The organism is Paraburkholderia sp. J11-2 (genome assembly GCF_905220185.1).
Classification (GTDB): domain Bacteria; phylum Pseudomonadota; class Gammaproteobacteria; order Burkholderiales; family Burkholderiaceae; genus Paraburkholderia.
The window spans coordinates 402,784-424,276 of record NZ_CAJMYY010000004.1 but is presented as its reverse complement, the minus strand read 5'-3'; the positions used below and the strand labels follow the sequence as shown (position 1 = coordinate 424,276).

General features: G+C 65.3%; 20 protein-coding genes. 16 read left to right on the top strand and 4 right to left on the bottom strand.

The annotated features are described in order from the left end of the window. Nucleotides 1–100: 100 nt before the first annotated feature. The 3 genes from U5A57_RS08445 to U5A57_RS08435 form a co-directional block, all read right to left on the bottom strand. Nucleotides 101–508, bottom strand: a complete 408-nt coding sequence (locus U5A57_RS08445; RefSeq protein WP_321909813.1) for a TerB family tellurite resistance protein — start codon at nucleotides 506–508, stop codon at nucleotides 101–103. A gap of 55 nt (nucleotides 509–563) precedes the next feature. After that, a complete protein-coding gene (locus tag U5A57_RS08440; protein WP_321909811.1) occupies nucleotides 564–857 on the bottom strand; it encodes a zf-TFIIB domain-containing protein in 294 nt (97 codons plus the stop codon). A 128-nt stretch (nucleotides 858–985) separates the two neighbouring features. After that, the gene (locus U5A57_RS08435; RefSeq protein ID WP_321909810.1) at nucleotides 986–1,972 is read right to left on the bottom strand and encodes a TerC family protein; all 987 of its coding nucleotides are present in this window, start codon (nucleotides 1,970–1,972) and stop codon (nucleotides 986–988) included. A 200-nt stretch (nucleotides 1,973–2,172) separates the two neighbouring features. Between U5A57_RS08435 and U5A57_RS08430 the strand changes: the two genes are divergently transcribed. Next, nucleotides 2,173–2,532 (top strand): hypothetical protein, encoded by a 360-nt coding sequence (locus U5A57_RS08430; RefSeq protein ID WP_321909809.1) that lies wholly within the window; start codon nucleotides 2,173–2,175, stop codon nucleotides 2,530–2,532. Between the two features lie 12 nt (nucleotides 2,533–2,544). On the opposite strand, the gene U5A57_RS08425 is transcribed toward U5A57_RS08430, so the two are convergent. Beyond that, nucleotides 2,545–3,375, bottom strand: coding sequence for a MipA/OmpV family protein (locus U5A57_RS08425; RefSeq protein WP_321909808.1), 831 nt, complete (start codon nucleotides 3,373–3,375; stop codon nucleotides 2,545–2,547). A gap of 719 nt (nucleotides 3,376–4,094) precedes the next feature. Here U5A57_RS08425 and leuC point away from each other — a divergent pair. From leuC to purF, 15 genes are all read left to right on the top strand, one after another. Then, complete coding sequence (gene leuC, locus U5A57_RS08420) at nucleotides 4,095–5,504, top strand: 3-isopropylmalate dehydratase large subunit (protein ID WP_321909805.1); 1,410 nt, start codon at nucleotides 4,095–4,097, stop codon at nucleotides 5,502–5,504. Nucleotides 5,505–5,516: 12 nt separating this feature from the next. Further along, nucleotides 5,517–6,167 (top strand): 3-isopropylmalate dehydratase small subunit, encoded by a 651-nt coding sequence (leuD, locus tag U5A57_RS08415; protein WP_158760568.1) that lies wholly within the window; start codon nucleotides 5,517–5,519, stop codon nucleotides 6,165–6,167. Between the two features lie 58 nt (nucleotides 6,168–6,225). Continuing rightward, complete coding sequence (gene leuB / locus U5A57_RS08410) at nucleotides 6,226–7,293, top strand: 3-isopropylmalate dehydrogenase (protein ID WP_321909801.1); 1,068 nt, start codon at nucleotides 6,226–6,228, stop codon at nucleotides 7,291–7,293. 321 nt (nucleotides 7,294–7,614) lie between these two features. Next, nucleotides 7,615–8,736, top strand: a complete 1,122-nt coding sequence (gene asd / locus U5A57_RS08405) for an aspartate-semialdehyde dehydrogenase (RefSeq protein WP_321909800.1) — start codon at nucleotides 7,615–7,617, stop codon at nucleotides 8,734–8,736. Between the two features lie 166 nt (nucleotides 8,737–8,902). After that, entirely contained in the window at nucleotides 8,903–11,176 is a 2,274-nt protein-coding gene (locus tag U5A57_RS08400) for a FimV/HubP family polar landmark protein (protein ID WP_321909799.1), read from the top strand. Nucleotides 11,177–11,192: 16 nt separating this feature from the next. Continuing rightward, the gene (gene truA, locus U5A57_RS08395; RefSeq protein ID WP_321909797.1) at nucleotides 11,193–12,008 is read left to right on the top strand and encodes a tRNA pseudouridine(38-40) synthase TruA; all 816 of its coding nucleotides are present in this window, start codon (nucleotides 11,193–11,195) and stop codon (nucleotides 12,006–12,008) included. Nucleotides 12,009–12,054: 46 nt separating this feature from the next. Next, nucleotides 12,055–12,735: a phosphoribosylanthranilate isomerase gene (locus U5A57_RS08390; protein ID WP_321909795.1), complete on the top strand. Its 681-nt coding sequence runs from the start codon at nucleotides 12,055–12,057 to the stop codon at nucleotides 12,733–12,735. A 77-nt stretch (nucleotides 12,736–12,812) separates the two neighbouring features. After that, the gene (gene trpB, locus U5A57_RS08385; RefSeq protein ID WP_321909794.1) at nucleotides 12,813–14,006 is read left to right on the top strand and encodes a tryptophan synthase subunit beta; all 1,194 of its coding nucleotides are present in this window, start codon (nucleotides 12,813–12,815) and stop codon (nucleotides 14,004–14,006) included. A 21-nt stretch (nucleotides 14,007–14,027) separates the two neighbouring features. After that, nucleotides 14,028–14,939, top strand: a complete 912-nt coding sequence (locus U5A57_RS08380) for a site-specific DNA-methyltransferase (protein ID WP_321909792.1) — start codon at nucleotides 14,028–14,030, stop codon at nucleotides 14,937–14,939. A gap of 53 nt (nucleotides 14,940–14,992) precedes the next feature. Further along, nucleotides 14,993–15,802, top strand: coding sequence for a tryptophan synthase subunit alpha (gene trpA, locus U5A57_RS08375; protein WP_321909790.1), 810 nt, complete (start codon nucleotides 14,993–14,995; stop codon nucleotides 15,800–15,802). A 130-nt stretch (nucleotides 15,803–15,932) separates the two neighbouring features. After that, the gene (gene accD, locus U5A57_RS08370) at nucleotides 15,933–16,805 is read left to right on the top strand and encodes an acetyl-CoA carboxylase, carboxyltransferase subunit beta (RefSeq protein ID WP_321909788.1); all 873 of its coding nucleotides are present in this window, start codon (nucleotides 15,933–15,935) and stop codon (nucleotides 16,803–16,805) included. A 189-nt stretch (nucleotides 16,806–16,994) separates the two neighbouring features. Beyond that, nucleotides 16,995–18,305, top strand: coding sequence for a bifunctional tetrahydrofolate synthase/dihydrofolate synthase (gene folC / locus U5A57_RS08365; RefSeq protein WP_321909787.1), 1,311 nt, complete (start codon nucleotides 16,995–16,997; stop codon nucleotides 18,303–18,305). Between the two features lie 62 nt (nucleotides 18,306–18,367). After that, complete coding sequence (locus U5A57_RS08360) at nucleotides 18,368–19,294, top strand: SPOR domain-containing protein (RefSeq protein WP_321909785.1); 927 nt, start codon at nucleotides 18,368–18,370, stop codon at nucleotides 19,292–19,294. A 7-nt stretch (nucleotides 19,295–19,301) separates the two neighbouring features. Continuing rightward, nucleotides 19,302–19,796: a CvpA family protein gene (locus U5A57_RS08355; RefSeq protein ID WP_201696134.1), complete on the top strand. Its 495-nt coding sequence runs from the start codon at nucleotides 19,302–19,304 to the stop codon at nucleotides 19,794–19,796. Between the two features lie 124 nt (nucleotides 19,797–19,920). Beyond that, a complete protein-coding gene (gene purF / locus U5A57_RS08350) occupies nucleotides 19,921–21,465 on the top strand; it encodes an amidophosphoribosyltransferase (RefSeq protein WP_321909783.1) in 1,545 nt (514 codons plus the stop codon). Nucleotides 21,466–21,493: the final 28 nt, after the last annotated feature.

Here is a 21,493-nt window from a genome sequence, read left to right as displayed (position 1 = left end):
AAAAAGCGCGCAAGGAACTGCGCGCTGTAAAAAACCGCGGCGAGCGCGGGGCTCGCCGCATAGCGCAATGCATGGGGGAAGGCACGCATTGCGCGCGAACTTATGCCAGCAGGCGCTGCCAGGGTTCCTTCTGCCAGGCGCGGCTAAGCGAAGCGAGCAGCGCGACTTCGTTCTCGGCAACGTGCCGGTCCGAATACACCGCGACATGGCACAGATTCAGCACTTCGGCGCGCAGCGCGGGGTCGTCGAGTTCGCGCATGATTTGCTGCATCACGTCGGAGTCGAGTTTGCATGCGTCGCTCCAGTTCAGGTGCGAGGTGGTCTGCAAGTCCTCGCACAGGCCCTTGAGGATTTCGCCGAATTCGCCCGGCGCGAGGCCGAGCCGGTCGGCAAGGCGCGCGCGATGGACGGCTGCCAGCTCCTCGCTGCTCAGGTGGCCGTCGGCGAGCATCGCGACGGCGACGATGCGGCCAGCGGCTTGCGGACTGTTGCAGGTATAGGTACGCATGTTCAGGAATCCTCTTAAAACGTGATGGCGATGGAACGGTTGGCGCAGCCGTGGCTCAGTCGAAGATGTCCTGCAGCCACGACTTGCGGCGATGACCGTTGCCGCCGTAGCTGTCGTGCGCGCGGCGCGGGGCGTAGTCGCCATGTTGCGAGCCGTGCTTCGAACCATGCTGGCGCGATGCGTGTGCATCGTCTTCGTTGCGATACTGCCGGGTGCCGCTGCGTTCGATCAGCCTGTCGAGTTCGCCGCGATCGAGCCAGACGCCGCGACACTGCGGGCAGTAGTCGAGTTCGACGCCCTGACGCTCTGTGAGCGAGAGGGTGACGTCAGGGCAGTTGGGGCATTTCATGATGCGCTCCGTGATGAGTGACAGGTCATCGAGGCCCGTCCCGTCTTGCTTGAAGGGCAGCGCGGCCTCGATGGAAACCATCCTCGCAGAGCAAAATGAGCGAAGAATGAGGAACGCGCAGCTTGCCTTCATGAAGCGCCGAGCGTGCCTTCCGGCTTGTGTGTCTTGACGAGCGACACCACCACGCCGCCCGCGAGCAGCGCTGCCGTCACGCCAAGGCTGAACAGGGCGGGAATCTTGCCGATGATGCCCACCAGAAAGATCTTCGCGCCGATGAACACGAGCACGAGCGCGAGCGCATGCTTGAGGTAATAGAAGCGGTGCGCCATCGCCGCGAGCGCGAAGTAGAGCGCGCGCAGACCCAGCACGGCGAAGATGTTGCTCGTATAGACGATGAAGGGGTCGGTCGTGATCGAAAATATCGCGGGGATCGAATCGACAGCAAAGATCAGGTCGGCGAACTCGATCATCACGAGTGCGAGCAGTAGCGGCGTGGCGAGCAGCGTGAGCTTGCCGGTGCGCGGATGCGCTTGCCGCACGAGAAACGCGCGCCCCTTGAGCTGCGGCGTGACGGGCAGCTTGCGGCGCAGCCAGCGCAGCAGGGCGCTGTCGTCCACGCTGGCCTCTTCCTTCGGGCCCAGCAGCATCTTCACGCCCGTCACGGCAAGAAACACGCCGAACACGTACAGCATCCACTCGAACTGCGTGACGAGCGCCGCGCCGAGTCCGACCATCAATGCGCGTAGCACCAGCACGCCGACAATGCCCCAGAACAGCACGCGATGCTGAAGCTGCCGCGGCACCGCGAGCGCACCGAAGATCGACGCGATGACGAACACGTTGTCGAGCGAGAGCGATTTTTCGATGAGATAGCCGGTGATGTATTCGGTAGCCGGTTGCGCGCCGAGCTGCCACCAGACGAAGCCGCCGAACAGCACGCCCACGACGATATAGCCGAGCGAGAGCCACAGACTTTCGCGGATGCCGATTTCGTGGTCGTCACGGTGCAGCACGCCGAGATCGAGCGCGAGCAGCACGATCACCACTGCCAGGAAGGCGACCCAGAGCCACGCGGGCTGACCGAGGAAGGAGGCCGTGACGATCGGCGCAAGCATGGTTGTTCCTTTGAACGTAGAGAGGAATGTGACCTTCGTGCGCGGTTTTTGCGGGCACAGCCGGCCTCATGGGCCTTTGGCCCATTGGGTCAGCATAGTGGCGAAGAATGAGCAGGGAATGAGCGCCGTGGCTTGACACAGGTCACGTGTGAGTTGGTGCGACGCGGATACGATTCCGCCTTTTTTCCGGACCGACGAACATGACCGCCCGCATTCTCTTCGTACTACTTTGTCTTTTCACGCTGGCGAGCCGCGCTTCAGCACAGACGGTCGAGCAACCCGCCGCACCGGACTCGACGTCGCGGCAATATCTGAGCCCTCTACAGAAGAACTTCGGCGTGGCAACCGCGCCTTCCAGGAGCGATCGGGCGAACGATCTGACGAGGCGTTGCAAGGAGGTTGCGGCGGAGTATGACCACGCATTCAGACCGGCAGGGACCGATCAGGCGAACGCCGTCGTGCCGAATTACGGGCACTACGGGGAACAGGAAAACACGATGCAGCGCTACAACCAGCGCCGCGACGCGGAGAAGGAGTTCGACGATCTTGGCTGCCGGTAGCGCGCGGCAGCGCTAGAACTGGTAATTGATCGAAACGTCGCAAACGCCCCCCGTCTTCGTCTGGATGATCGGACTATGCGCGGCGCTGCCGAGCAGGCGCTTGATCGCGCCGTCGGCGCTCACGAACCAATGTTTGTTGACGAAGTAGACCATCGTGATGCCGAAGCCGGCCGACTTGAGGCCCGCGCTCGCGTCGTACTGGCGGTAACCGGATGCCGCCGCCTGCTGCGGCGTCACGCCAAACCAGCTCTGCATGTAGTTGGAGTCGGCGAACGTGACCGAAGGGCCGGCGAACCAGTAGAAGTTCTCGTTGCTGCCCGGCAGCGGCATATAGGCGCCGAGGTCTGCAGTCCAGCCATTCGAGCCGCCGAAGCTGCGCGTGAAGGCGGTGCGCAGCACGAGCGGGAAGTCCTTCGAGATTACATACTCGCCAGCGATCTTCAATTCCGGCGCCGGGTTGATGTTGCCCATCCCGTACAGCCGCGTCGGGTCGTCCTGGCCGCGCCGTCCGAGGTCGTAGGCCGCGGCGACGCTCACGCGCCAGTTTGGGCCCTGCAGCACGTTGGCGCCGAAGCCCTCCCCCGTCGAGCCGAACAGGATGTCCTTGTAGCGCAGGTCGATGCTCGGGCCGACCAGGGTGTGATAGCGGTCCGAGCCGTCGTAGCGCGGTTCGAAAGTCGCGCCCACGCCAAGCCGCGCTTCGAAGTCGGGACGGTTTGGCTCAAACATCTTTTCGAGCGGAATGCCGGCGGAATACTGCCATTCGCCAAGCGGCGAGGGGGTTTGCGCCTCGGCGCGCGGGGCCAGCGCGACGAGGGCGCATGCCATGGCGGCAAGTGACATACGCTGCGTGGCCCGCGAGCGGCGCGGCGCCGTTGGTTTTATTCTGCTTGTTCTGTGCTGCGCAATGCAGATTGCGAGTGGCATGAAGCCTCCGAGTTTGGCTGGCCGGCCGCGGCGTTGTTTATTGAGTACGATGAAATCACAAGGTGGAATTCCATGCGGCCGCGTTCGTCTCGCAAACCTCGTGCCTGATCGGGCAGTGTCCGTTCCGGCGACTCGTGCGCTCTCCGGTGGAAACGGCCGCCAGATGTGGGTGAAGCATCATGAAAATCAGGATGACTAATTAAATTGCCATGGCGCTTGCGCACCGTTTTGGAGCGCGGCGTTGGCCCCGATTAAACCCTGGCGCCAAATTGCCGTTAGACAGGTATGGACGTCGGTGACGCGGCTCCCCCTGTGTCGCGAATTCCGAAGCCCATGTTTCACCGTTCTCACAGCGGTAACCAACTTGCGCCGGTCGTGGTCGGGCCGGCGCATCTCTTTTTGCATCCCGAATCCCTGCAGCGAGCCCCCGACGTGCGCACGCTTTGGCGCGACACGGTTGCGCCACGACACCCGCGCTCGCCGGGTAACGCTGATACAGGTATCGCGACTACCACCCAACTCACTGTTTTTTATCGCTTTTTTTCAGGAAAGGCCCTGTAGTGGGCGGGTTTCGCGTGGCATAATCGATTCACACAACCGTATTGCCCCGCAGTCAAACAATTCCCCCGCACATCATGGCAAAGACGCTCTACGACAAATTGTGGGACACCCATGTGGTCCACACGGAAGACGATGGCACGACGATTCTCTACATCGACCGTCATCTGTTGCACGAAGTCACCAGCCCGCAGGCTTTCGAAGGCCTGAAGATGCACGAGCGCCCCGTGTGGCGCATCAGCGCGAACCTGGCGGTGTCCGACCATAACGTGCCCACCACCGACCGCAGCCACGGCATTGCCGATCCGGTCTCGAAGCTGCAGGTGGACACGCTCGATTCGAACTGCGACGCCTTCGGCATCACGCAGTTCAAGATGGCCGACCAGCGCCAGGGCATCGTGCACATCGTGGGTCCGGAGCAGGGCGCGACGCTGCCCGGCATGACGATCGTCTGCGGCGACTCGCACACGTCCACGCACGGCGCGTTCGGCGCGCTTGCGCACGGCATCGGCACCTCGGAAGTCGAGCACGTGCTGGCCACGCAAACGCTGCTGCAAAAGAAGAGCAAGAACATGCTCGTGAAGGTCGAGGGCCAACTGCCGCGCGGCTGCACCGCGAAGGACATCGTGCTCGCCATCATCGGCAAGATCGGCACGGCGGGCGGCACGGGCTACGCCATGGAGTTCGGCGGCTCGATGATCCGCGGCCTCACGATGGAAGGCCGCATGACCGTGTGCAACATGGCGATCGAAGGCGGTGCGCGCGCAGGCATGGTCGCCGTGGACGACACCACGATCGAATACCTGAAGGGCCGTCCGTTCTCGCCGCAAGGCGCGGAGTGGGATCAGGCCGTCGAATACTGGAAGAACTTCCGCACCGACGAAGGCGCGCACTTCGACCGCGTGGTCGAACTGACTGCAGCCGACATCGTCCCGCAGGTCACGTGGGGCACGTCGCCGGAAATGGTGACGTCGGTCGACAGCCGCGTGCCGGACCCCGAGCGCGAGAAGGACCCGGTCAAGCGCGACGCGATGGAACGCGCGCTGCAATACATGGCGCTCGAACCGAATACGCCGATCGAGTCGATCAAGCCGGACAAGATCTTCATCGGTTCGTGCACGAACGCGCGTATCGAAGACCTGCGCTCGGCCGCTTATGTCGTGAAGAAACTCGGCCGCCGCGTGGCGCCGAATATCCGCCTCGCGATGGTCGTGCCGGGCTCGGGTCTCGTGAAGGCGCAAGCCGAGCGCGAAGGCCTCGACAAGGTGTTCACGGAAGCGGGCTTCGAATGGCGTGAGCCGGGTTGCTCGATGTGCCTCGCGATGAACGCCGACCGGCTGGAGCCGGGCGAGCGTTGCGCATCGACTTCGAACCGCAACTTCGAAGGCCGCCAGGGCGCGGGCGGTCGCACGCACCTCGTGAGCCCGGCCATGGCAGCCGCCGCGGCAATCGAAGGCCATTTCGTCGACATTCGCAAGCTCGGGTAAGGCAACACGATCATGGAAAAATTCATCGTACACACCGGCGTCGTGGCGCCGCTCGATCGCGAGAACGTCGATACCGACGCGATCATTCCGAAGCAGTTCCTCAAGTCGATCAAGCGCACCGGCTTCGGCCCGAATGCCTTCGACGAGTGGCGTTATCTCGATCACGGCGAGCCGGGCCAGGACAACTCGAAGCGCCCGCTGAACCCGGACTTCGTGCTGAACCAGCCGCGTTATCAAGGCGCTTCGGTGCTGCTCACGCGCAAGAACTTCGGCTGCGGCAGCTCACGCGAGCACGCGCCGTGGGCGCTCGACCAGTACGGTTTCCGCGCGATCATCGCGCCGAGCTTCGCGGACATCTTCTATAACAACTGCTTCAAGAACGGCCTGCTGCCGATCGTGCTGTCCGAATCGGACGTGGATCACCTGTTCAACGAAACGTACGCGTTCAACGGCTTCCAGCTCACGGTCGATCTGGACAAGCAGGTCGTGCGCACGACCGACGGCTCGAAGGAATATCCGTTCGAAGTGGCCGCGTTCCGCCGCTACTGCCTCTTGAACGGCTTCGACGACATCGGCCTCACGCTGCGTCACGCCGACAAGATCCGCCAGTACGAAGCCGAGCGCCTCGCGCGCCAGCCGTGGCTGAACAACCGCGTGCTTTGATACGCGGCGAACAAACGCAGATAAGCGCACACCGAACAACTGAGCGAGGAATCACAGGATGAAGATTGCAGTGCTGCCGGGCGACGGCATCGGTCCCGAGATCGTCAAGGAAGCCGTGAAGGTGCTCAACGCACTCGGCGAAAAGTTCGAGCTGGAAGAGGCGCCCGTTGGCGGCGCGGGCTACGAGGCAAGCGGCCACCCGCTGCCCGACGCAACGCTCGCGCTGGCAAAGTCCGCCGACGCGATCCTGTTCGGCGCCGTGGGCGACTGGAAGTACGACAAGCTCGAGCGCGCGCTGCGTCCGGAGCAGGCCATTCTCGGCCTGCGCAAGCATCTGGAACTGTTCGCGAACTTCCGCCCGGCGATCTGCTATCCGCAGCTCACGGGGGCGTCGTCGCTGAAGCCGGAAATCGTTTCGGGCCTCGACATCCTGATCGTCCGTGAACTGAACGGCGACATCTACTTCGGCCAGCCGCGCGGTACGCGCGAAGCGCCGGACGGCAACTTCAAGGGTGCACGCGAAGGCTTCGACACGATGCGCTATGCGGAACCCGAAGTGCGTCGCATCGCTCACGTGGCGTTCCAGGCTGCGCAGAAGCGCCAGAAGAAGCTGACCTCGGTCGACAAGGCCAACGTGCTCGAAACGTCGCAGTTCTGGAAGGACATCATGATCGATGTCTCGAAGGAGTATCCGGACGTCGAGCTGTCGCACATGTACGTCGACAACGCGGCCATGCAGCTCGTGAAGGCGCCCAAGGCCTTCGACGTGGTCGTGACCGGCAACATGTTCGGCGACATTCTTTCGGACGAAGCCGCAATGCTCACGGGCTCGATCGGCATGCTGCCCTCGGCCTCGCTCGACAAGAACAACAAGGGTCTGTACGAGCCGTCGCACGGTTCGGCGCCGGATATCGCGGGCAAGGGCATTGCCAACCCGCTCGCCACGATCCTTTCGGCGGCCATGATGCTGCGCTACTCGCTCGGCCGCCCGGAGCAGGCGGACCGTATCGAGAGCGCGGTGAAGAAGGTGCTCGAGCAAGGCTATCGCACCGCCGACATCGTCACGCCGGACTGCAAGCAGGTCGGCACGGTGGCAATGGGCGACGCGGTGATCGCAGCGCTGTAACGCCACACGAAGGGCACGCCGTTTCAGGCGTGCCCTTTGTTATTTCGCGCGCCTGAAGAATGGCGTTGCAAATAGCGGAAAGTATGGTTTTTTCCGCGCAAATTAACTGTTTCGTGTATATTGCTTCGATGGCGAAGATCTCCCCGATCACGACTGTTACGAACATCCGCGGCACGGCCCGCGCGATTTCGCTCGCCATTACCACGAAAACGATTACGAAAACGATCACCATTCGTTGATCGCTCGTCGTGCCCGCTCATCTTCCCCGCGCGGCCACGCCGGGCGAGCGAAGCGGGGAAGTGTCCATCTCAAGGGTTAGTCATGAACGTAGGTCTCGTAGGTTGGCGCGGCATGGTCGGCAGCGTGCTGATGCAGCGCATGCAGGAAGAACGTGATTTCGACCTGATCGAACCGGTGTTTTTCAGCACCAGCAATGCAGGCGGCGCGGCTCCGTCGTTCGCCAAAAACGAGACGAAGCTCAAGGACGCGAACAGCGTCGACGAGCTCAAGAAGTGCGACATCATCATCACCTGCCAGGGCGGCGACTACACCAACGAGGTGTATCCGAAGCTGCGCGCCGCGGGCTGGACCGGTTACTGGATCGACGCGGCCTCGGCGCTGCGCATGAAGGACGATGCGGTCATCATCCTCGACCCGGTCAACCTCGACGTCATCAAGGACGCGCTGGTCAAGGGTCAGAAGGACTTCATCGGCGGCAACTGCACGGTCAGCCTCATGCTGATGGCGCTGGGCGGCCTGTTCCGCGAAAACCTCGTCGACTGGATCACGGCCATGACGTACCAGGCCGCTTCGGGCGCGGGCGCGCAGAACATGCGCGAGCTGCTCTCGCAGATGGGCGCGCTCAACGCAGCGGTTGCGAGCGACCTCGCTAACCCGTCGTCGGCCATTCTCGACATCGACCGCAAGGTGCTCGCCACGATGAACAGCGACGCCATGCCGACCGAGCACTTCGGCGTGCCGCTCGCGGGCTCGCTGATCCCCTGGATCGACAAGGACCTCGGCAACGGCATGTCGAAGGAAGAGTGGAAGGGCGGCGCGGAAACCAACAAGATTCTCGGCAAGCCGGCCATGGGCCAGCCGGGCTCGATTCCGGTGGACGGCCTGTGCGTGCGTATCGGCGCGATGCGCTGCCACTCGCAGGCGCTCACGATCAAGCTGAAGAAGGACGTGCCGCTCGACGAGATCGACGGCATCCTCGCCTCGGCCAACGACTGGGTCAAGGTCGTGCCGAACCAGCGCGAGGCTTCGATGCGCGATCTGTCGCCGGCGAAGGTCACGGGCACGCTGTCGGTGCCGGTGGGCCGCTTGCGCAAGCTGGCCATGGGCGGCGAGTATCTGTCGGCCTTCACGGTGGGCGATCAGCTGCTGTGGGGTGCGGCGGAACCGCTGCGTCGCATGTTGCGCATTCTGCTCGACAAGTGAATGAATTAAACTACGCGGCTAATGACGCGTAGACAGGGTGAAAAGCGCCGCGCCAGTCGCGGCGCTTTTTTTATTGCATGCTTTTTACCGCATGCATCGATGCAATCGCCCCGAAGCACACTCCTATTTGATCGACAGCCGCAAGAGCGGTATGCCAGGGCAACTGATGATCGTTCGATTTGATTCTGTTTCCGCCGCGCCTCGCGCGAAGCGCGCCCAAGGGCGGCGTGCGATCCGCGCCACTGTGGCGGCGGCGAGTTTCCTGTTCTGCGGCCTGGCCGCCGCGCAGGGCGGCGCAAGTGCGGCGCCAGGCGCTGCGAGCGCCGCCGCTGCCGCCGCTGCGGTGAGCGTCGCGGGGCAATACACCGTTCGTCCCGGCCAGTCGCTGCATGACGTAGCTGTTGACCTCACGCAGTCGCACGACAAGGCCACGCTCGCGCGCATGAGCCAGGCGCTGTTCGATGCGAACCCCAATGCGTTCATCAAGCAGGATCCCAGCCGCATGCGCGTGGGCGCGACGCTGAACGTGCCGGCTACACCGGACGTTTCCAGCGCGGCTGCGGGCATGACGGCGGCACCGGGTGGGGCGGCTGCGGCTTCGGCTGCCGCCAGCGCGCCTGCTGCGGCGGCGAGCGCGCCTGCTGCGCCTGCAGCGTCCGCCAGCACGCCTGCCGCGGCTTCGAGTGCCGCCGCCGAGGCGGTAGCGGCTGCATCGTCGTCGGCGGCTGCCGCTACGGCTGGCGCAAGTGCGGCCAGCGCAGCCGCGGCAACGTCGGCACCTGCTTCGGCGGCAGTTGCGACGAGCGGCCCCGAAGCGGCCGCGCAAGGCGCCTCCGGAGCGGCGACGAGCGCGAGTGCCGCTGCGCCGGTGTCAGAGGCCAGCGACGCGCACGTGTGGAGCGGCTCGGTCCAGCCGGCCCCGGCCAGCAGCGCGGCAGGCGCGCCGGCGCAAGGCGCGAAGGTCTCCAGCCTCCAGCAACTCCTCGCATTGAAGAACCGTGTGCTGATGGCGTTGCAGCAGCACGGCATCGGCAAGCCGGCGCAAACCGCGGGCGGCGCGTCCGCGGGTGTGCCTGCCGCGCAAGGCGGCGCACCGGTGCCGAACGGCGCAGCGAATGCCGGCGCGGCTGGCGCTCAACCGGAAGTCTCGCCGATCGCCATGGGTGGCGTGGCGGCGGTCGTCGTCGCGCTGCTGGCGTTGTTTGTGCGGCTGCTCATGCGCAAGCGCAAGCAACCCGTCGATCAGGCGTCCGACGTCTCGCCCGAAGCGCACGAGCCGACGCCGTCGACGTCCTCCGCAGCCGCTGTAGCCGCCGCGCCTGTGGTCGAAGCGCCGCCAGTGTTGCGCGAGCCGATTGCGCACGCAGCGGAGGAGCCGGATGCGGGCGCGAATGCGCCTGCGCCCAAGGCGGACGAAGTCGCGATCACGCCGGTGCCTACGCCCACCGTCTCGGCCGTGCCGCTGGAGCACGACGAAGCGCTGCCGCCTACGCTGACCGAGAAGCTGCATCCTGCTACGCCGCACGAGCCGACTATCGAGCAAGAAGCTCACGCAGCACATGAGCAGCCGCACGGCGCCGAAGCGGGCGAATCGCAGACGCTGGCCGACGCGACCGAAGCCGCAAGCCTTGCCGCCGCGGCGGACCTGGGCGCGGATGCGCTGCCGCCCGAAAGCATCGGTGCGCCGCGCACAGCCGAAGACGCCGAGGCGCTGGCGCGCACGCTGGAAGAGCCGGCGCGCGCCCAGAAGCCCGCAACACCCGATATCGCGCTGGATTTCGGCGATGGCGCTCCGCAAGCCGCGCAAACGTTGCACGCGCCAGAGGCCGAGCCGCCCGTCGTGCAAACGCCGCCTGTTGCCGAAGGCTTCGAGCGCCCGCCGGCGCCGCATGCCGCACCTGAAATTCCGTCAGTACCCGCAGTCACCGCAGAAGACATGAGCTACGCCGAAGTTCCGATCGCTTTCCCGCACGATGCAATCGAAGCGCTGGGGGGCCTCGACCTGCCCCTGCCGCCGCGTATCGGAGAGCCGGTCATCCCCACGGCGCCGCTCTCGACCGAGCCGGCCGCCACGCCCGAGGCATCGGCGCGGCTCTCGTCGCCGTTCTTCGAGCCGCCGACGCGGATGGCGGGCGAGGCCATCGAGGCGGGGACGGCGGGCGCGGGCGCGCTCGCAGGCCTCGGCGCGCCGCGTTTTGGCGCGCTCACGCTCGACTTCGACCTAAACCTGCCGCCCGATTCGGCGGAGCCGCTGCCGGTCTTCACGCCCGAGCAGCTCGCGCGCATCGCGCGCAACAAGCTCGATCTCGCTCACGAATACATCGCGCTTGGCGACGTGTCCGGCGCCCGCTCGCTCATCAACGAAGTGATCGAGTCGAACGACCCCGCCACGCGCAGCGACGCGCAGGCGCTGCTGTCGACGCTCGCTCCGCTTTCGTGACGCTGCCGCAAGCCGTATGCGTATCGCGCTAGGAATCCAGTACGACGGCGCCGCGTTCTGCGGCTGGCAGTCGCAGCCGCACGGCAAGACGGTGCAGGACGCGCTCGAGCGCGCGCTGCGCGAGTTCGCCACCGTGCCGCTGTCCACCATCGTCGCGGGCCGCACCGACACGGGCGTGCACGGGCTCGGCCAGGTCGTGCACTTCGACACCGATCTCGACCGCACGCCGTTCTCGTGGGTGCGCGGCACCAACGCGTTCCTGCCCTCGACGGTGGCCGTGCAGTGGGCCAAGCCGATGCCCGACGCGTTCCACGCGCGCTTTGCGGCGTTCGAGCGCACGTACTACTACGTGCTCTACGTGAACCCCGTGCGCTCGCCGATGCTGGCGGCCCGGGCGGGCTGGATCCACACGCCGCTCGACGTCGATGCCATGCGCGAGGCGGCAGCGCATCTCATCGGCGAGCACGATTTTTCGTCGTTTCGCTCGTCCGAGTGCCAGGCGAAGACGCCGGTGAAGCATCTGTACCAGATCGATATCCGGCCGCAGGGCGACTTCATCCACTTCCGCTTTCGCGCCAACGCGTTCCTGCACCACATGGTCCGCAACCTGATGGGTTGCCTCGTGGCCGTGGGGCGAGGGCGCTATCCGGCCGCGTGGATGGCTGAAGTGCTGGCGGGCCGCGACCGCACCGTGGCGGCGCCGACCTTCATGCCCGACGGCCTCTATCTCGCGCAGGTAGGCTATCCTGACGAGTTCGCGGTACCCGCGCCGCATACGGCCAGCGTGCCGTGGAGCGCGATCTGGAGCGACGCGCCCGAAGGCCGCGCCTGAAGCGCCGCCTGCTTGAATCATCGAGACCGACACCGCACTTACGATCATGACGTCAGCCGAGCCATCCGCCCCCGCGCACCGCACCCGCATCAAGTTGTGCGGACTTTCGACGCCCGAGGCGCTTGCGCACGCCATCGACCTCGGCGCGGACGCCGTCGGCCTCGTGTTCTACCCGCCCAGCCCGCGCTCGGTGAGCGTGGCGCAGGCGGTCGAGCTCACGCACGACCTGCCGCCATTCGTCTCGGTCGTGGGTCTCTTCGTGAACGCCACGCCGCAGTGGATGAGCGAAGTGGCGAGCAACGTCTCGCTCACGATGCTCCAGTTCCACGGCGACGAAACGCCCGAGCAGTGCGAGTCGCTGGCTTCCGTTGCCGGTTTGCCCTGGTTGCGCGCGCTGCGAGTGGCGGCCGATACTCAGCAAGCCGATTTGATAGAATCGGCTAATCGTTATTCATCAGCCAGCGGCCTCTTGTTCGACACCCATGTCGAAGGTTACGGCGGCGGCGGAAAGGTCTTCGATTGGTCACTTATTCCCGCAGGGCTCGCGCGTCGGGCCGTTTTGAGTGGTGGCTTGAACGCGCAAAACGTCGGTGATGCGATTCGCCAGGTGCGTCCGTTCGCTGTCGATGTCTCCAGTGGCATCGAGGTTCCGGGCGCAAAGGGCGTGAAGGATCACGCCCGCATGGCGGCGTTCGTGCGCGCAGTGCGCGAAGCGGACGCGGGATGAATCCGGGGCGGATGCCCCTTTGGCCGGCACGGTCCACGCAACGTGGGCCCTCCCAAGTCCGGCCGAGCGAGTGACTTATGTACAATTTGCCAGATGAACGTGGCCATTTCGGCCCCTATGGCGGCGTTTTCGCTGCCGAAACCCTCATGCAGGCGATCGACGAGCTGCGCGACGCCTACGCGAAATTCAAGGACGATCCCGACTTCCGCGCCGAATATGAGCGCGAGTTGAAGCATTTTGTCGGCCGTCCGTCGCCGATTTATCACGCGCAGCGTTGGAGCGAGCTGCTGGGCGGCGCGCAGATCTATCTCAAGCGCGAAGACCTGAATCACACCGGCGCGCACAAGGTGAACAACGTGATCGGCCAGGCGCTGCTCGCCAAGCGCATGGGCAAGCCGCGCGTGATCGCCGAAACCGGCGCGGGTCAGCACGGCGTGGCCACCGCGACCATCGCGGCGCGCTTCGGCATGGAATGCGTGGTCTACATGGGCGCCGAAGATGTGCGCCGCCAGGCCGCCAATGTCTACCGCATGAAGCTGCTGGGCGCGACCGTGGTTCCGGTCGAGTCGGGCTCGCGCACGCTCAAGGACGCGCTCAACGAAGCCATGCGCGACTGGGTCACCAACGTCGAAAACACGTTCTACATTATCGGCACGGTGGCGGGCCCGCACCCGTACCCGATGATGGTGCGCGACTTCCAGCGCGTGATCGGCGACGAATGCCGCGTGCAGATGCCCGAAATGACGGGCCGCCAGCCCGACTCCGTGATCGCCTGCGTGGGCGGCGGTTCGAACGCGATGGGTATCTTTTACCCGTATATCGAGGACACTTCGGTGCAGTTGATCGGCGTCGAGCCCGCCGGCGACGGCATGGAAACGGGCCGTCACGCCGCCTCGCTCGCGGCAGGCACCGTGGGCGTGCTGCACGGCAATCGCACCTATCTGCTGCAGGACGAGAACGGCCAGATCATCGAGACGCATTCGGTTTCGGCGGGCCTCGACTATCCGGGCGTGGGTCCCGAGCACGCGTGGCTCAAGGACAGCGGCCGCGCGCAATACGTCACGATCGACGACGAAGAAGCGCTCAAGGGCTTCCACGACTGCTGTCGCATCGAAGGCATCATTCCCGCGCTCGAATCGAGCCATGCGCTCGCGTACGCGGCGAAGCTCGCCCCGACATTGCCGAAGGACAAAATCCTGCTGGTGAACCTGTCGGGCCGCGGCGACAAGGACATGCACACGGTCGCCGAGCGATCGGGCATCCAGTTCTGAGCGCCCGGAGCGACGTAAGCGATGCGTGACGAGTTCGACGAGCCGGAAGTGCCGGCGCCCGTGGGCGAGGTGAATGCCGAGGTGAACGCAGAAGCGGCTGCTCTGGAAGCCGCCGAAGCGGTCGCCAACGCAGCCGTGCTGCCCACGGTGCCGGTCGTGCCGGAAACCATCCGGCTCCTGAACCGCGATTTTCTGACCGATGCAGCCAACCTGCCCGACGCCTCGATCGATCTGATCGTCGCCGACCCGCCCTACGGGCTCGGCAAGGACTACGGCAACGACTCCGACATGCGTTCGGGCGAGAACTTCCTCGCCTGGACGTATGAGTGGCTCGACCTGGCGATTCCGAAGCTCAAGCCCACGGGCTCGCTCTACGTGTTCTGCACGTGGCAGTACGCGCCCGAGATCTTCGTCTATCTCAAGTCGAAACTCACGATGATCAACGAGATCGTCTGGGATCGTCGCGTACCCAGCATGGGCGGCACGACGCGCCGTTTCACCTCGGTGCACGACAACATCGGTTTCTTCGCGGTTTCGAAGGATTATTACTTCGATCTCGATCCCGTCCGCATCCCGTACGATGCCGTCACGAAGAAGGCGCGTTCGCGCAAGTTGTTCGAAGGCAGCAAGTGGCTGGAGCTCGGCTACAACCCCAAGGACGTCTGGTCCGTCTCGCGTCTGCATCGCCAGCACGCGGAGCGCGTGGATCATCCCACCCAGAAGCCTTTGGAGATCGTCGAGCGCATGGTGCTCGCGAGCTGCCCGCCGGGCGGCCGCGTGCTGGACCCGTTCATGGGCAGCGGCACCACGGCAGTGGCTTGCGCGCGTCAACAGCGCGAATTCGTCGGCTATGAAATTAACGAAAGTTACTGCGCAATCGCGCGCGAACGCGTCAGCGCGGCCGCCGCAAGTGCCGTCGCGGCCGGCGCCTGATGCGCCTCCGCCGGACTCACGCGCAGTAACGCCTAAAAGCTGAGGACCCTGAAATGTCCCGTATCAAGACCACGTTCGAGGCGCTCGCCGCCCAGGGCCGCAAAGGCCTGATCCCGTTCATGACGGCGGGCGACCCCGATCCCGCGCGCACGGTCGAGTTCATGCACGCGCTGGCCGCCGGCGGCGCCGATGTCATCGAACTCGGCGTGCCGTTCTCGGACCCGATGGCCGACGGCCCCGTGATCCAGCAGTCGTCCGAGCGCGCGCTCGAGAAGGGCGTGACGCTCAAGAGCGTGCTCGCCGACGTGAAGCGCTTCCGCGAAACCGACAACAAGACGCCCGTCGTGTTGATGGGCTACGCGAACCCCATCGAGCGCATGGGCGCCGACGCGTTCGCGCAGGCCGCAAAGGACGCGGGCGTGGACGGCGTGCTCGTGGTGGACTACCCGCCCGAGGAGTCGGTCGAGTTCGCGGCGAAGATGAAGGCCGCCGACATCGATCCGATCTTCCTGCTCGCGCCGACTTCGACCGATGAGCGCATCGCCGAAGTGGGCGCCGCGGCGAGCGGCTATGTTTACTACGTCTCGCTCAAGGGCGTGACGGGGGCAGCCAATCTCGACGTTTCGAGCATCGCGGGTAAAATTCCGGCGATCAAGAAGCATGTCTCGCTGCCCGTGGGTGTGGGCTTCGGCATTCGCGATGCGCAAACGGCCGCTGCCGTCGCGCAGGTGTCGGACGCCGTGGTGATCGGCAGCCGCATTGTTCAGTTGCTCGAGCAGGCCGCGCCGGAAACAGCCGCCGACGCGCTCACGCAATTCATCACGGGCATTCGAACGGCGTTGGATGAAGTCTCTGTCGGCTAGTTCCGAGACTGCTGTAAAATCCACTTTTCGCCATGCGCGGTCGGGGTCGGAACCCGGTCGGTTTTACCGATCGGTTGACGGGACCGATCCGCCGCGCCCGCGCATCACGAAGGTCAAGGAAGGAACATCAATGAGCTGGCTCGACAAACTGCTGCCGCCCAAGATCAAGCAAACCGATCCGAAAAGCCGCAAGAGCATTCCGGAAGGGTTGTGGATCAAGTGCCCGTCGTGCGAAGCGGTCCTGTACCGCAACGACGTCGAGGCGAATCTCCACGTTTGCCCGAAGTGCGATCACCATATGCGCATTGGCGCGCGCGAGCGTCTGGACGGCCTGCTCGATCCGGAAGGCCGCTATGAAATCGGCCAGGAAATCGTTCCGGTCGACGCGCTCAAGTTCAAGGACAGCCGCAAGTACCCGGACCGCCTGAAAGAGGCGATGGACGATACCGGCGAAACCGACGCCATGGTGGTGATGGGCGGCGCGATCCGCACGCTGCCCGTGGTGGTGGCCTGCTTCGAGTTCTCGTTCATGGGCGGCTCGATGGGCTCGGTGGTCGGCGAGCGCTTCGCGCGCGGCGCGCAAAACGCGCTCGAGCAGCAAGTGCCGTTCATCTGCTTCACGGCTTCGGGCGGCGCGCGCATGCAGGAAAGCCTGCTTTCGCTCATGCAGATGGCCAAGACCACGGCCATGCTGACCAAACTGGCCGAAGCCAAGCTGCCGTTCATTTCCGTGCTGACCGACCCGACGATGGGCGGCGTTTCGGCGAGCTTCGCGTTCCTGGGCGACGTGGTGATCGCCGAGCCGAAGGCGCTCATCGGCTTTGCCGGCCCGCGCGTGATCGAGCAGACCGTGCGCGAAAAGCTGCCGGAAGGCTTCCAGCGCGCCGAATTCCTGCTGCAGAAGGGCGCGATCGACATGATCCTGGACCGCCGCAAGCTGCGCGACGAAATCGCGCAAATGCTGGCGCTGCTGCAGCGTCAGCCCGCCGACGCGGTGGCCTGAGCCTCGCATTGAGCGATCTGCGGTGCCGCAAGAGCCGCAGCCGCAACGCTTTACCCAACGCGCCGCGAGCGAAAGCAAGCGGCGCGTTGTCATTTCCGCGATAATGCCGTTCTTTCGAAGCGGATCATTCGTGTGAACCCGCCGCCTTAGGCGGCGTCTCACGCGCAGCACCAGGTAATTTCTAGCCCGATGAGTACCTTTCCCACCCTCGACGCGTGGCTCACGCACCTTGAAACCGCGCATCCGGTCGGCATCGACATGGGGCTCGACCGCATCCGTCAGGTGAAGGACGCGCTGGACCTCAAGTTCGCATGCCCGATCTTCACGGTGGGCGGCACGAACGGGAAGGGTTCGACCTGCGCGATTCTCGAAACGATCCTGCTGAAGGCGGGCTACCACGTGGGTTGCCACACCTCGCCGCATCTGCTCGAGTTCAACGAGCGCGCGCGCGTGGACGGCCAGCAGGCCAGCGACGCCGATCTGCTGCCGCACTTCGAAGCCGTCGAAGCGGCGCGCAATTCGCTCGCCAAGCCCGTGACGCTCACGTACTTCGAATTCACGACGCTCGCGATCATGCATCTGTTCGCCTCGCGCGGCCTCGACGCCGTGATCTTCGAGGTGGGTCTGGGCGGGCGTCTGGACGCCGTCAACGTGCTCGACACCGACTGCGCGATCATCACGAGCATCGACCTCGACCATACGGAATACCTCGGCGACACGCGCGAGAAGATCGCGTTCGAGAAGGCCGGCATCTTCCGTGCGGGCAAGCCCGCAATCTGCGCGGACCCGATGGCCCCGCAGTCGCTCATCGACCATGCTGAGGCGATCGGCGCCGAACTGTGGCTCTTCGGCCGCGATTTCCGCTACGAAGGGCAGCCGGGCAGCGAGCGCCAGCAATGGAGCTACGTGGGCCCGACGATGCGACGCTCGGCGCTCGCCTATCCTGCGCTGCGTGGCGCGAATCAGTTGATCAACACGTCGGCTGCGCTCGCAGGCCTCGAGGCGCTGCGCGACCGGCTGCCGGTTTCCGCGCAGGACATTCGCCTCGGCCTCGCCAATGTCGAACTGCCGGGCCGCTTCCAGGTGCTGCCGGGCAAGCCTTCGATCATTCTCGACGTCGGCCACAACCCGCACGCGGCGGCGGTGCTGGGGCAGAACCTCGGCAGCATGGGCTATTTCCCGTACACCTACGCCGTGTTCGGCGCGATGCGCGACAAGGACATTGCGGGCGTGATCGAGCACCTGAAGGGCGAGATCGACCATTGGTGCGTGACCGATCTGCCGCTGCCGCGCGCGGCTACAGCCGAACAGCTCGAAGAAGTGCTGCGCGAAGCGGGCGTGACGGACGGCCCCGACAGCAGCGTGACGCGCTATGAAAGCCCCGCTGCTGCGTTTCAAGATGCGCTAAAACGCGCTACCGAAAATGATAGAATTCTTGTTTTCGGAAGTTTCCTGACGGTTGCCGGGGTGATGGCCTGGCGAAAGTCACAGCAACACTGACCGCCCGGCACCCGCACGCCGCCCACGTAAGACAGGCCAGGTAGGCCAACAGCAAGCCATACATGGGAATTTTCTCGTTCGGCAAGAAAGATGACGCTGACGCGCCCCGCCGGCGCGGCACCGAGTCCGGCTCCAGCCGGCGCAGCAATCAGAGCGCGCGCGTGGAGCGGCGCAGCCGCCGGCCGGACCGGTCTGGCGACGCCGAGGCAATGCTGCTCGACCCCACGCTCCCTGAAAAGCAACGCGCGCGCCGCCGTCTCGTCGGCGCGATCGCGCTGGTGCTCGCGGCCATCGTGATCCTGCCGATGGTGCTCGATTCGCACCCGAAGCCCGTCACCGACGACATCGCCATCGACATTCCGAGCCGCCCGGCCGACAAGGCCGCCGCGCGCCAACACGACGCCGAAGACACGCAAGCCGGCGTCGCCCCCGACAATCCCGCAGCCGCCGAAGCGACGCTTGGCGCATCGGGTCTCGCGGCCGCTTCGGGCGCCGCGGCCACGCAAAACGCCCAGAACACGGATCAAACGCCGGCAACGCCAGCGAAAAAGCCCGCCCAGGCGGCAACCGCTCCGGCTCAATCGACACAAACTGCGCAGGCGCAAAAGCCCGCTGCCAAGCCGGCGGCTTCGGCCAGCACGGCCGTCGCCGCGACCAGCAAACCGACGACGACCGCCGCCAACGACAGCGACGACACCAGCGAAGGCAACGGCGCGAAAGCCGGAACCAGCACGCCGGCGGCGCCCCCGGGCGCGCGTTTCGCCGTGCAACTCGGGGCATTCTCGAACAGCACGACGGCGAACAATTGGGTCACGAAGTTGAAAGCGGCGGGCGTACCCGCATATACCGAGCAACGTAAGGAAGCGGACGGCACGACGCGCACGCTGCTGCGCGCGGGTCCGTTCCCGGACCGCGCCTCGGCTACGGCGGCGATCGCCAAGGTGCGCGGCGCCGGCCTGATGGCGGGCTCGAACGCCAACGCGGAATAAGCCGTCGATGTTCACCGCATTCGACTACGCTGTAATGGCGGTGATCGGCCTGTCGGCGCTGCGCGGTGCGTGGCGCGGCTTGATCGGCGAGATTTTTGGATTGATTGGCTGGATCGCGGCGTTGCTCGTGGCCTGCCGCTACGTGGACCACGTGGTGCCCTGGATTCCGGCGAACTGGCCGGGCGGGGCGCTCACTCAATGGCTGATCGCCTTTGCGCTGATCGTCATTGCCGTGGTGCTCGTGGCCGGCGTGGGCAACGCACTGATCGGCCGTCTGGTGCAGGTGAGCGGATTGTCCGGCGTGGACCGTTCGCTCGGGATGATGTTCGGCCTCGTGCGAGGCGTCGTGCTGGTGCTGATCCTCGTCGTCCTTGGCGGGCTGACCGAGCTGCCCCAGCAGGACTTCTGGCGCCACGCGCTGCTGCGGCCTTATGCCGTGCAGGGCGTGCTCGAACTGAAACCGTTGTTGCCCGAGGCGCTCGCGGCCTACGTTCACGTCTGATCAGAAGCTGATCGGACGCGATGCGAGGCGAAGCTTCCCGGCAACACTGCCCATTTGCGGCGCCCGACCGGTGATGCAAGCCGGGGCGGCCCGCTACCGATTTCGCTTTTTTGAAGGACCTGCCATGTGCGGCATCGTAGGCGTAGTTTCCCGCTCTCCCGTCAACCAGCTCCTCTATGACGCGCTGCTGCTCCTGCAGCACCGCGGTCAGGACGCGGCCGGCATTGCCACCGCGAACGGCAGCACGTTCCATATGCACAAGGCCAACGGCATGGTGCGCGACGTGTTCCGCACGCGCAACATGCGTAGCCTCCCCGGCACCAGCGGCATCGGCCAGGTGCGCTACCCGACGGCCGGCTCGGCGTCGAGCGAAGAAGAAGCCCAGCCGTTCTACGTGAACGCGCCGTTCGGCATCGTCCTCGCCCACAACGGCAATCTCACGAACTGGCAACAGTTGAAGGAAGAGATGTTCCGTGTGGACCGCCGCCACATCAACACCCATTCCGACACCGAAGTGCTGCTCAACGTGCTCGCGCACGAAGTGCAACTCGCGAGCTCGGGCCTCGAACTCGATCCGGCGGCGCTCTTCAAGGCGGTTTCGGGCGTGCACCGCCGCCTGCGCGGCTCCTACGCGATCGTCTCGCTGATCGCCGGCTACGGCCTGCTCGCGTTCCGCGACCCGTTCGGCATTCGCCCGCTGTGCATCGGCAAGATGGAAACGCCGGAAGGCACCGAGTGGATGCTCGCATCGGAATCGGTGGCGCTCGAAGGCATCGGCTTCGAATTCGTGCGCGACGTTCGCCCGGGCGAAGCGGTGTTCATCGACTTCGACGGCAACTTCCACTCGCAGCAATGCGCCACGGCACCGACGCTGAACCCCTGCATCTTCGAACTCGTGTACCTCGCGCGTCCGGACTCGGTGCTCGACGGCGTGCCCGTGTACAACGCGCGCCTGCGCATGGGCGACTATCTCGCCGAGAAGATCAAGCGCGAGTTGCCCGACGTGAAGATCGACGTGGTCATGCCGATTCCCGATTCGTCGCGCCCGGCTGCCATGCAGGTTGCGAACAAGCTCGGCGTGGAATACCGCGAAGGCTTCTTCAAGAACCGCTACGTGGGCCGCACCTTCATCATGCCGGGCCAGGCCATGCGCAAGAAGTCGGTGCGCCAGAAGCTCAATGCCATGGGCATCGAGTTCAAGGGCAAGAACGTGCTGATCATCGACGACTCGATCGTGCGCGGCACCACCTCGCAGGAAATCGTGCAGATGGCGCGCGACGCCGGCGCGACCAAGGTGATCTTCGCTTCGGCGGCGCCGCCCGTGAAGTACCCGAACGTCTACGGCATCGACATGCCCACGCGCGGCGAACTCGTGGCGCATGGCCGCACCGATGACGAAGTGGCGCGCATCATCGGCGCGGACTACCTCGTGTATCAGGACGTGGATTCGCTCAAGCAGGCCGTGCGCGATATCAATCCGGAGTTGAAGGAGTTCGAGGCTTCGTGCTTCGACGGCGACTACATCACCGGCGACATCACGAGCACTTACCTCGACAACATCGAGACGGCGCGCCTCGCACCGCAGGCGCAGTCGGACCGCGACGCCGCAAGCGACGCGATGGACGGCGGCTCCCGCTCGCAACTGCACCTGCAACTCTCGGTGGAGTGATCCCCGGCAAACGCGAGCGTGAGGCTCG